10 protein-coding genes and 1 pseudogene are annotated in these 11411 nt (G+C 66.8%); 5 read left to right on the forward strand and 6 right to left on the reverse strand.

Annotated features, from left to right (window positions below; all coding sequences use genetic code 11):
• From A5651_RS19845 to A5651_RS19855, 3 genes are all read right to left on the reverse strand, one after another.
• A partial coding sequence (locus A5651_RS19845) for an AMP-binding protein (protein WP_156663079.1) occupies positions 1 to 2422 on the reverse strand: 2422 nt, incomplete at its 3' end.
• Positions 2392 to 2661, reverse strand: a complete 270-nt coding sequence (locus tag A5651_RS19850) for a hypothetical protein (RefSeq protein ID WP_066984839.1) — start codon at positions 2659 to 2661, stop codon at positions 2392 to 2394. The genes A5651_RS19845 and A5651_RS19850, both read right to left, overlap by 31 nt.
• A 244-nt stretch (positions 2662 to 2905) precedes the next feature.
• The gene (locus A5651_RS19855) at positions 2906 to 3460 is read right to left on the reverse strand and encodes a hemophore (RefSeq protein WP_066984852.1); all 555 of its coding nucleotides are present in this window, start codon (positions 3458 to 3460) and stop codon (positions 2906 to 2908) included.
• A gap of 273 nt (positions 3461 to 3733) precedes the next feature.
• Here A5651_RS19855 and A5651_RS19860 point away from each other — a divergent pair, with 273 nt between their 5' ends.
• Genes A5651_RS19860 through A5651_RS19870 form a run of 3 tightly spaced genes read left to right on the forward strand, consistent with a single transcriptional unit; the run spans position 3734 to position 7650 of the window.
• A complete protein-coding gene (locus A5651_RS19860) occupies positions 3734 to 6676 on the forward strand; it encodes an MMPL family transporter (RefSeq protein WP_066984841.1) in 2943 nt (980 codons plus the stop codon).
• On the forward strand, positions 6673 to 7221 hold the full coding sequence (locus tag A5651_RS19865; protein ID WP_369803978.1) for a helix-turn-helix domain-containing protein: 549 nt from the start codon (positions 6673 to 6675) through the stop codon (positions 7219 to 7221). Before A5651_RS19860 ends, A5651_RS19865 begins: the two co-directional genes overlap by 4 nt.
• 21 nt (positions 7222 to 7242) lie before the next feature.
• Positions 7243 to 7650, forward strand: coding sequence for a CoA-binding protein (locus A5651_RS19870; RefSeq protein WP_066984844.1), 408 nt, complete (start codon positions 7243 to 7245; stop codon positions 7648 to 7650).
• Here the strand turns inward: A5651_RS19870 and A5651_RS19875 are convergent.
• Together A5651_RS19875 and A5651_RS19880 are read right to left on the reverse strand one after the other, a co-directional pair.
• Positions 7637 to 8326, reverse strand: a complete 690-nt coding sequence (locus tag A5651_RS19875) for a hypothetical protein (RefSeq protein ID WP_066984847.1) — start codon at positions 8324 to 8326, stop codon at positions 7637 to 7639. The two genes, A5651_RS19870 and A5651_RS19875, sit on opposite strands and share 14 nt — an antisense overlap.
• Positions 8323 to 8931, reverse strand: coding sequence for a hypothetical protein (locus A5651_RS19880; RefSeq protein ID WP_066984849.1), 609 nt, complete (start codon positions 8929 to 8931; stop codon positions 8323 to 8325). Before A5651_RS19880 ends, A5651_RS19875 begins: the two co-directional genes overlap by 4 nt.
• A gap of 133 nt (positions 8932 to 9064) precedes the next feature.
• On the opposite strand from A5651_RS19880, the gene A5651_RS19885 reads away from it, so the two are divergent.
• Positions 9065 to 11068, forward strand: a complete 2004-nt coding sequence (locus tag A5651_RS19885; RefSeq protein ID WP_231988756.1) for a M13 family metallopeptidase — start codon at positions 9065 to 9067, stop codon at positions 11066 to 11068.
• Here A5651_RS19885 and A5651_RS25535 read toward each other — a convergent pair.
• Positions 11052 to 11231, reverse strand: a pseudogene (locus A5651_RS25535) (hypothetical protein); the annotation flags it as partial. The gene A5651_RS19885 and the pseudogene A5651_RS25535 sit on opposite strands and share 17 nt — an antisense overlap.
• A 16-nt stretch (positions 11232 to 11247) precedes the next feature.
• Between A5651_RS25535 and A5651_RS25540 the strand changes: the two are divergent.
• Complete coding sequence (locus A5651_RS25540; RefSeq protein ID WP_156663080.1) at positions 11248 to 11409, forward strand: hypothetical protein; 162 nt, start codon at positions 11248 to 11250, stop codon at positions 11407 to 11409.
• Positions 11410 to 11411 lie beyond the last annotated feature (2 nt).

Consider the following 11411-nt stretch of genomic DNA (forward strand, 5'->3'; position numbering starts at 1 on the left):
ACGCCGTCAAAGAAGCACGGCGCCAATACCCGCACCCCACACCGCCACCAGCCACATACAACTCGCCGACCACACCCACCGGAACCGCACCCAACCACCCGTCCAGCACAAACAACGTCGCCCCGGGCACCGGCGCACCGATCGGCACCACCCCCGACCCCGCCGCCAGCGGAGCGCTGATCGCCGCATACACCGTGGTCTCGGTCGGGCCGTAACCGTTGACCATCACCCGACCCGGCGCCCACCGATCCACCAACTCCGCCGGACAAGCCTCACCGCCCACCATCACCGCCACCGACTCCAACCCCTCAACCGACACCATCCCCAGCGCCGAAGGAGTCTGGCTCAACACATCAACGCGCTCAGCGACCAACAACGCCGCCAACGCCTCCCCAGAGGCCGTCACCGCTTCTGGCACCACCACCAACCGGCCCCCATGCAACAACGCACCCCAGATCTCCCACACCGAGAAGTCGAAGGCATACGAATGACACTGCGACCACACCCGCCCAGCCATCAACGCCACCCCCGGCGCCAGCAACAACCCCGTCACATTGCGGTGGGTCACCGCCACCGCCTTGGGAACCCCGGTCGTGCCCGACGTATAGATCACATGAGCCACATCATCAGGCGCCGGCCCAACCACCGCGGTGGCCGGGTAACCATCAACCCGCGCATCGGCCACATCGATCACCGGCAACCCGCACCCAGCCAACCGCCCCACCAGCCCAGCGCTGGTGACCGCCAAAACCGGCCTGGAATCAGTGACCATGAACTCAATGCGCGCATCAGGCACCACCGGATCCATCGGCACATACGCCGCCCCGGTCTTGAGCACCGCCACAATCGCGACAACCGCCTCCATCGACCGCGAAAACAGCAGCGCCACACACTCACCCGGACCCACACCCTGATCCACCAACAAATGCGCCAACCGGTTCGCCGCCTCATCAAGCTCGCGATACGTCATCGAGCAACCCTCACACGACACCGCGACCGCCTCCGGCGCGCGCGCCACCTGCACGCAGAACGCCTCCGGAATCGACACCGCCGGCGCCGGCAGAGTCGACATCACGCGGTTGCCGATCTCATCCAACCGAGCACGCTCATCCCCACCAAGCACATCGATCGACGACACCCGCCGCGATGGATCAGCGGTCAACGCCACCAACACCCGCTCCAACCGATGCGCCAAATCGGAAACGCCGAAACTCGCCCAAGGTTGGCCCGCGCCCGCCGTGCTGAGGAAAAGCTCATCACCGGCGCTCGAGAAGAACAGCCCGAACCCGACGACGCCGCCGTTGGTCAATACGGCCGATGCCGTGGCCCCGCCGAACGGCAAGCCGAACCGGGATGGAAGGAAGTTGACGGTCACCCTGGCGTTGTCGACTGCCCGCCCCGGACCATGCAGTCGAGCTCTGCGTTCAATTAGGTGCCGCGGAAACCGCTGATGCTCCAACGCTTCTCGAATTCGAGTGTCCACATGCTCACAAAAGCTGGCGACGGTGCCTGCCGGCGAAACCCGTAACGTCAGCGGCACCGCTCCGGCGACCATTCCGGGAATCGTTCTGGACTCCGGACTGACGCGCCTGCTGACCGTGAAGTCCAGCACCACCTCGGAGCCCCCGGCGCACAACCCGCGCACCAACAGCGCGCACGCCGCGGTGATCACCGAGGAGCGAGGCAGCTCCCTCGCGCGGCAGAACTCATCGACCCGGCCTAGGATCACCGGGTCAAACCGCACCGGCTCAGATGACTGATACGGGTCACCTTCGTCCGCGGCGTCGGGTAACACAGCAGGCGGATCGCTGTCGGCAGGACGGTTCTCCGCCCAATAGGCCTCATCGTCCGCATAGTCACTGGACGCCTCATACGCCGACTCGCAGTCCAACAATGCTTGCAATGAGCCGAGAACGCCGGCAGGAATGGGCGTCCCGGAAACGACCGCAGAGTAAACAGAAGCGACCCGCTGTCCGATCAGCGCAATGCCGGATCCGTCAACGACGATGTGGTGTGCGCAAGCAAACAAACAGAATTCGTCGCGGCGCGTCTGGAAGAGCGCGAATCTGAATAGCGGCCCTGTCAGGGGCATCGGTGCCCGTTGAATGGATGAGGCGAGCCCGCGAGCCTCCTGCAGCGGATCGGTCGCATCGCGCAGATCGTGAAACGCCACCTCGATGTTCGGATAATCGATCGCCTCTTGCACAACCTGACCATCCACCTCGACGAAGGCAGCCCGGAGCGGTTCGGCCTCCGTTACGGCCCGATTGATCGCCCAGGCAAGAGCGTCCTTGTCCACGCGCCCGGCGATTTCCACGAACAGGCCGACCTGCCACTCCGTACCGAGCTGCCGCATTGCCTGCGCAAGCCAAATCTCCAGTTGGCCACGTGTCAGCGGAAGCGCCCGATTACGCCGCTCCATCCGGCCCCCAACTCCACCGGTTCAGTCATCAGGAATCCGGCCGGCGGCCCCCACGGGCGTCGCGGCCGAAAATCGGTCCAGTTCTGTTCGTCACGGTCCACGCCGCGATCCGCTTCGCCGTAGATGACCCGGCAAGCGGCCGAAACATCAAAGAACGTCGGGCGAACGCCGTGACGCTGCTCGGCGATGACCAACGCCGACGCGTCGCGAATGCAATCGTCCCACGGGTCAGCGCTCACCAGTTTCTTCGACGTCAATAACTGGCGCAGCGATCTTGAGGCGTGATGTCGGTGTGCGGTGCGAGGACGACCGCCGACTGACATGGGCGGATATTACCGCCGCTCCTAGCGAACGTGGCCCGAATTGCTGTCTGAAGCTTGCGGTTCAAGCGAGCTGATCGTGAACACTGGCTTGGGGCGATTTGCCGCCACGACCCTGGTGACTAGCGGACATCTCGGGGATGTCGAGCAGCCGCCTCATGAACTACCGCGTAGCTACGGGGACCGGTCCGGGTAGCGGTCCCGCGCCCTGGACGGCGGCCGATGCAGGTGAGGACTGCGCTGGCGAAGCCGAACTCGGCACCGCGACCGACTGCGCACCTTGCAGCGATCCCGGCAAACCCGCCCCGCTGCTCTGCTGCGCGGACTGCATCAGGCCGAGCACCTGCGGAATCGTCACCGGCAGCTTGCACTGGCCCGCCAGATCGGTCAGCGGCCGCTGCAGCGCCTGCATGTCCTTTGCGGCCTGCGGGTTGGCGTCGAAGTAGGACTTCAGCGCGGCGAGCGACTGGGGGCCGCCCTGTTGCTGCGAGATCGTTGTCAGCGCCTGATTGGTCTGCGGGTGGGTGTCGAGATACGAGCCCGTCGAGTTGGCCACCGAGCCAATGGTCTTCGCCACCTGACTGGCAGCGCACGGATCCGAGGCGGCCGTCGCCGACGGCGATGTTCCCGACAACGCTGCCGTCGTCGCCCCGCACGCTGCGACGCAAGCGAACGCGGCGAACAATCCGCGGCGGGCGTAGGCACGGGTCCTGGTCATGAACAACTCCTTGAGATTTGCGGGCAGCGTGCGCCTCGCAAACGGCTGCGGCCATCTTGCCATCGCGGTGGAGGTCAGGCCAATTCAGCAACCGAATCCACAGCGCAGCGACAGGTTGCGGGTACGCCTCGGGCGAGGCACCGCAGGAATCACAACAGCTGGTGAGAGCCGGTTAAGGCCTTCCTGAGGCCCCATCGTCGCAGCCCAGGCTGATATATCCTCGGGCTACGTAAGGCGGGGCGGGGAGAAAGCGGGACAACCATCCAGCAGTTCATGATGCGCTTGAGCAGTGGCCTGCGCAGATTGCGCTGGGCGGTGTTCGTCGTGTGGCTACTTCTCCTCGTGCCTGCGGTGTACCTCGGCATGAACCAATCGGACCGCCTCACCGGCGGTGGATTCGAGGTGGCCGGCTCACAGTCGCTGTACGTGCAGGAGGTGCTCGAACAGCAGTTTCCCGACCAGGGCGCGTCGCCGTTGGCGCTGGTTGCCGCTCCGCGTGCCGACGCCTCGTTCGCCGATATGGATGCCGCGGTCGCGCACCTGGAACGGGTCGCAGCCGACGTGCCCAGCGTCAAGGTGGTGCCCAACCCGCAACAGCCGCCCCCGCAGCCGGACCGGCCCTACGTCGTCACCCTGAAGCTGGACTTCAACAACAGCGGGGCGGTCGACGTCGCCAAACAGCTGCGTCAGAAAGTTGGCATCAACGGTGACCAGCCCGGCGAGGCCCAGGACGGCAAGGTCAAGCTGTACGTCATCGGTCAGGGAGCGCTAGGCGCCGCCGCGACCGCGGCCACCAAACACGACATCGCCCAGGCCGAGCAGTGGAACCTTCCGATCGTCCTGATTGTCTTGCTCGCGGTGTTCGGCTCCCTGGCGGCCGCCGCCATGCCGCTGGTGCTGGGCATCTGCACGGTCGCGGTCACCATGGGCGTGGTCTATCTGCTGTCGATGGTCACCACGATGTCGGTGTTCGTGACGTCGACGGTGTCGATGTTCGGGATCGCGCTCGCCATCGACTACTCACTGTTCATCCTCATGCGGTTCCGCGAGGAACTGCGGGCAGGCCGCGAACCCGAGCAGGCCGCCGACGCGGCGATGGCGACCTCGGGGCTGGCGGTTGTGCTGTCCGGTCTGACGGTCATCGCGTCGGTGACAGGCATCTACCTGATCCACACGCCGGTCCTGGTGTCAATGGCGACCGGAGCGATCCTCGCCGTCGCCGTCGCGGTGCTCACCTCGACGACGCTGACGCCCGCGGTGCTGGCGACATTCGGGCGGGCCGCGGCGAAGCGATCGTGGCTGCTGCACTGGTCTCGACGGCCCGAGACCACCCAGTCGCGGTTCTGGACGCGGTGGACGGGCTGGGTGATGCGTCGCCCGTGGGCGTCGGCGCTGGGCGCCACCGTGGTTCTGCTGGCGTTGGCCGCGCCGGCGTTCTCGATGGTGCTGGGCAACAGCATGCAGCGGCAGTTCGACCCGACGCATGAAATCCGCGGGGGCGTGAACGCCGCGGCCGACGCGCTCGGCCCCGGCGCGCTGGGCCCCGTCCGCGTGCTGGTGACGTTCCCCGACGGCAGCGCCGCCTCGGCGCCGGCCAAGGAACCGCTGCTGCAGCAAGTGCAGCAGCGAATGTCGCAGGCGCCCAACGTCGTTACGGTGCAGCCGGCGGTGTTCGGCAACGATTACCGCAGCGCGTTGCTCTCGGCGGTGCTGTCGGTGGACCCGGAGGACATGGCCGCCCGTGATGCCGTCGACTGGATGCGGGCGCAGCTGCCGCCGGTGGTCGGCAACCAGGCGAGCATCGCCGTCGGTGGCCCGACCGCGTTGATCAAGGACTTCGACGACCGGGTGGCCAAGACGCAGCCGGCGGTGTTCGGCTTCGTCGCGCTGATCGCGTTCGTGATGCTGCTGGTGTCCATCCGGTCGGTGTTCCTGGCGTTCAAGGGCGTGCTGATGACGGTGCTGTCGGTGGCCGCGGCCTACGGCAGCCTCGTCGTCGTCTTCCAATGGGGATGGTTCGCCGATCTCGGATTCCAGCCCATCTCGTCGCTGGACAGCACGATCCCGCCGCTCGTACTGGCTATGACCTTCGGCCTGTCGATGGACTACGAGATCTTCCTGCTGACCCGGATCCGCGAACGGTTCCTGCAGACCAACAACACCCGCGACGCGGTCGCCTACGGCGTGAGCACCAGCGCCCGCACCATCACCAGCGCGGCGCTGATCATGATCGCGGTGTTCATCGGCTTCGCGTTCGCAGGCATGCCGCTGGTCGCCCAGCTCGGCGTCGCGTGCGCGGTGGCCATCGCCGTAGACGCCACGATCGTGCGCTTGGTCCTGGTGCCCGCGCTGATGGCGATGTTCGACGAATGGAACTGGTGGCTGCCCCGCTGGCTGGACCGCATCCTGCCGTCGGTGGACTTCGAGAAGCCGCTGCCCAAGGCCGACATCGGCGATCTGGTCATCATCCCCGACGACATCTCGACACTGGCCGCATCCGGCATCGATATTCGCAACGTGGTGAAGTCGGCGGCCAAGCTCAAAAGCATGGCGCCGCATACGATCACGGTTGCCGACCCGCTGGCGTTCAGCGGCTGCCTGCCGGTCCGCAGCTCGGAGTACGTCAGCACAAGTGTCACGAACGGCCACGACAACGGTCCCGCCAACGGTCCTGCCAACGGTCACTCCCACGGCACGGCCACCGGCAAGACGGTCAAGGTGCGGCGCGGCCCGCGACCGGTGCATCCCGTGACGATGTGGCGCGGCCGGTTGTCGGTGGCGCTGGACGCACTGGAGACCGAGGCCGAAACCGAGCGGCCGCCCGTCGAACGCAACAGTCCGATGGAGACCACAAACGTCCAACTGCCCACTGGTGATCGGCTTTCGATTCCGACCGGCGCCGAGACGCTGCGGTTGAAGAGCTATTTGATCATGTGCCGCAACAGCACAAAAGACTTCGCTGAGTTTGCCGATTTGGTCGACTCCATGGAGACTCAAACAGCCGCTGTGGTGCTGGCCGGAATGGACCGCTACTACTGTGGGGAACCATCCAGGAAGCAATGGGTGGCCACACAGTTGGTACGCCGACTGGCCGATCCACATCCATCGGATGAGTTCGATATCCCGATGTCGGGCCCGGAAGCCGAGGCACAATGGGCCAAGGTCAGGGAGCGGTGTCTGTCAGTGGCGGTTGCGATGCTGGAGGAGGCGAGGTGACGGTGGCTCCTGATATCCGGGCCGCACGGCCTGGTGCTGCCTCGCGTTCTGAGGCTGCCACCGCCCGCATACCGACGGGCGCCCCGAAGCGGCCGCGGCCGCCTTCGATCGACACCGACAAGCCGGTGGAGTTCTGGTCGACGGCCGCCATCCGCGAGGCATTGGAAACCGACGACCTGACGGTGTGGCAGCGCATCGCTACCGCCGTCAAGCGCGACCCGTTCGGCAGGACGGCGCGCCAAGTCGAGGAGGTGTTGGAGTCGACTCGGCCGTATGGAGTGTCCAAGGCACTGTCGGAAGTGCTGACCCGCACCCGGGCTAATCTCGAGGACAACGAGCGCGCTGAGGTGGCCCGTCAGATTCGGGTCCTGCTACAGCGCTCCGGCCTCAAACCGACGGAGTTCGCGTCCCGCATCGGCGTGCCCGGTGCGGAACTCGCCGGTTATCTCGAAGGCACAACGAGCCCACCCGCATCGCTGATGGTGCGCATGAGCCGGCTGTCGGACCGCTTCGCCAAGATGAAGGCGCAGCGACCCGGTCAGTGATTCGCGGGTATACCGGTAGCCATGGCCGCCGATATCGACCGCATCCTGCGTGATACCCGAACCGTCGCCATCGTGGGCGCGTCCGCCAATAAGATGCGCGCCGTCTACGGCGTGTGGCGCTACCTCGAATCCGCGAGCGACTACGAGCTGTACCTCGTCAACCCCACCATCGACGAGGTCGACGGCACCCCGACGTACCCGAACCTGGCGGCCCTGCCTGTGGTGCCCGACCTCGTCGACGTGTTCCGGCGACAAGACCATCTGCGTGAGGTGCTCGATGAGGCGATAGCGGTCGGCGCGAAGACGCTGTGGCTGCAATCGGGGCTATGGGACGAGCAGATAGAGCGCGACGGCGAGGCGGCGGGCCTGAACGTCGTGATGGACCGCTGCCTGAAGGTCGACTACGCCCGCATGCTCAGCGCGAATTGATCGGGGCCACGTCGTCGACGAGCCAACGTCCGCCGTCCTTCGACAGCGTGATCCGTAACGCCAGGACCGCGGTGTCGGGCGGCTGACCCGGAACGTTCTGGGTGCCGCGCATCATCACCGCCACGCTGGCGTCGCGCGGGCCGATGGCTTCCACACCAGCCGACATCGTGCTTGCCGTCGCAGTGACGTTCTTTGCCGTCAATTGCTTTGCGATGGACGAGAATTCGTTTCTGTACTTGTCGGCGCGGTCGGGTGTCATCAATGCCGCCGCCCGGTCGATGGCCGCCGTCGGACTCGACGGTGTGAACGTCGCGCTGGCCTCGGCGACGCTGCTGGCGATGCCCGCCACCTCGGCCCTGTCCTCGCGCAGATTTCGGTCGGGCACCGTCCACCGGGTGTAGCCGAGCACCACCGCGGCGACCAACGCCGCCGTGGCCAGACCGACGACGACCAACCGCAGGCCCGGCGCATCGTCGTCGGTGCCGACCGTCACGCCGTCACGGCGCGCCAGCGCGATGTTGACGATGACGCCCTCGACGATCAGCAGGCACAGCGCCGACACCGCGGCCACCCACCACAGCGGCCACGCGAAGACGATTCCGATGTAGACCAGACCGGCGATCGCGGCCAGCGGCGCGGCGACGTCGAACGCCAGCACCCGGAAGCGGTTTCTCATTGGACCTTCTCCAGCCGCGAGATCAGCAGCTTGCCGTCGACGTCGGAGACGTCCAGCCGAAGGTTCCACCGCAGGGTTTTCGGCTGTCCGCCGACGTTGTCGGTGATCGACGTGGCGACCACCATGACGGTGTCGGTTCGGCGGATCATCTCGGCGAGCGCCGGCTGCGGGGTCGGCGCGGGCGCGGGCCTTCCGTCGGGAAGGGTCTGCGGCCGGTGGTAGATCGATTCGACCGCGACCGAGTCGACCTGGCCCCTGGTCCGCGACTTGAGGGTCAGGACGACCTTCTTGTACGGCTCGAGGGCCGACTCGAAGTCGTTGTTGAGCTCACCGACCGTGCCATCGTGCAGCTTCTGCAGGCTCGCATCGATGTCGCCGGCGTTCATGTTGATCAGGACGGTGGTCCAGTCGCCGGCCGCTCTGAGGACCTCGGTCTGGTAGCGCCGCTCGTCGACGTCGGAGCGATGGCCCGACCAGATGATCACCGCGAGGACGATCGCCGCCACCGAGAGCAGGCCAAGGGCCGCCGATCCGATCCCGAAGCCGGAGAAGACTCGTCCGTCGGCGGCGGCGCGCTCGTCGTCGGTGAGCTCGTCGTCAGGCATGGGCGTGAGGGTACCCAACCGCGATTTCGGCGTGCACAGTTGCGCTGAGCGCGACAATCCACGCCCAATCCGCGGCTTCTGGCAACCTGGTGGGGTGACGGTAGAAGCGACCCGCGGCGGAGCGGAGGCGACGATCAAGTCAGGCATCGACCTGAGCTACGTCGACCCGCAGGCCCGCCCGCAAGATGACCTGTTCGGACACGTGAACGGCCGCTGGCTGGCCGAGTACACCATCCCGGCCGACCGGGCCACCGACGGCGCTTTCCGCTCGCTGTACGACCGCGCGGAGGAGCAGATCCGCGACCTGATCGCCGGAGCCGCAACGGCGGCGACATCCAACACCGAGGCGGCGGCCGGTGCCGAGAAGGGCACCGACCAGCAGCGGATCGGGGACCTGTTCGCCAGCTTCATGGACGAGGCGACGGTCCAGCGGCGCGGCGTGCAGCCGTTGCTCGACGAGCTGGAGAGCATCGACGCCGCGTCCGACGCCGACGCGCTCGCCGCGGTGCTCGGCGATCTTGCGCACCACGGCGTCGGCGGCGGCGCGGGCGCCTACATCGACACCGATTCCAAGGACTCCACCCGCTATCTGCTGCACCTGACGCAGTCCGGGCTCGGCCTGCCCGACGAGTCGTATTACCGCGACGAGCAGCACGCCGAGATTCTGGCCGCCTACCCGCACCACATCGCCGCGATGTTCGGGCTGGTGTACGGCGAAGAGCCGCAGGCGGGCGAATGGCAGGCCACCGCCGAGCGGATCGTCGCGCTGGAGACCAAGCTCGCCGCCGCGCACTGGGACGTCGTGAAGCGACGTGATGCCGATCTCACCTACAACTTGCGCAAATTCGCCGACCTGCCGCAGGAGGCGCCCGGCTTCGACTGGGACGGCTGGATCACCGCGATGGGCACCACACCCGATACCGCCGCCGAAGTCGTCGTACGCCAACCCGATTACCTCACGGCGTTCGCCGCACTCTGGGCCGGCGAGGATCTCGAGGACTGGAAGCGGTGGGCGCGCTGGCGGCTGATCCACGCACGCGCGTTCCTGCTCACCGATGAGCTCGTCGCCGAGGACTTCGAGTTCTACGGCCGCAGGCTCAGCGGCACCGAGTCCATCCGCGAGCGGTGGAAGCGCGGCGTTTCGGTGGTGGAGAACCTGATGGGCGACGCGCTGGGCAAGCTCTACGTCGAGCGGCACTTCCCGCCCGGCGCGAAGGCCCGCATGGACGAACTGGTGGCCAACCTGCGTGAGGCCTACCGCGTCAGCATCAACCAGCTCGAGTGGATGACCCCGCAGACGCGGCAACGCGCGCTGGCCAAGCTGGACAAGTTCACCCCGAAGATCGGCTACCCACCGAAGTGGCGCGACTATTCGACGCTTGTCATCGAGCGCGACGACCTGTACGGCAATTACCGCCGCGGCCACGCCGTCAGCTCCGCGCGGGAGCTGGCCAAGCTGGGCGGCCCCGTCGACCGCGACGAGTGGTTCATGACGCCGCAGACCGTGAACGCCTACTACAACCCCGGCATGAACGAGATCGTGTTCCCCGCAGCCATTCTGCAGCCGCCGTTCTTCGATGCCGAGGCTGACGACGCCGCCAACTATGGCGGAATCGGCGCGGTGATCGGCCACGAGATCGGGCACGGCTTCGACGATCAGGGCGCCAAGTACGACGGCGACGGCAACCTGGTGGACTGGTGGACCGACGAGGACCGCGCCGAGTTCGGCGCCCGCACAAAGAGATTGATCGAGCAGTACGAGGAATACGTGCCCCGTGGCCTCAGTAACGGGCACCATGTGAACGGCGCCTTCACCGTCGGTGAGAACATCGGCGATCTCGGCGGCCTGTCCATCGCCTTGCTGGCCTATGAGCTGTCGCTGAATGGCGAGCCTGCCCCAGTCATCGACGGCCTCACCGGCGTGCAGCGGGTGTTCTTCGGCTGGGCACAGGTGTGGCGCACGAAATCCCGTGAGGCGGAGACGATCCGACGGTTGGCCATCGACCCGCATTCGCCGCCGGAGTTCCGCTGCAACGGCGTGGTCCGCAACATGGACGCGTTCTATGAAGCGTTCGAGGTGACCGAGGACGACGCCCTCTACCTGGAACCGCAGCGACGGGTCAGGATCTGGAACTGATCTCCAGCTTGCCCTCACCCGCCCGGTAGTACGGGCGGGTGGCGAGCACGTAGATCCCGAACACCGCAAGCGGGGCCAGCAGCGGCAGCCACGGCAGCTCGAACGGGAACGACGCGGCCAGCACGCCGACGAAGCTGAAGCCAAGCGCGGCAAGCAGGCCCGGCGCCGAGGCGCTGGTGGTGTCGGACGCACCACCGATGCTGGCCGCGCTGGCGGGCCTGTCGGCCGCCGGTTACCTGGTGCTGCGCTACACCGAGGGTGCGTCGACCAGCGCCTCGGCGCCGGGCCTGCTTGCCGCGCTTGGCTTCAGCTTCGTCGGCGTGCTGGCCGCGTCGTTGTGAGC

Source organism: Mycobacterium sp. 1274761.0 (assembly GCF_001668615.1).
In the GTDB taxonomy this organism is placed as follows: Bacteria; Actinomycetota; Actinomycetes; order Mycobacteriales; family Mycobacteriaceae; genus Mycobacterium.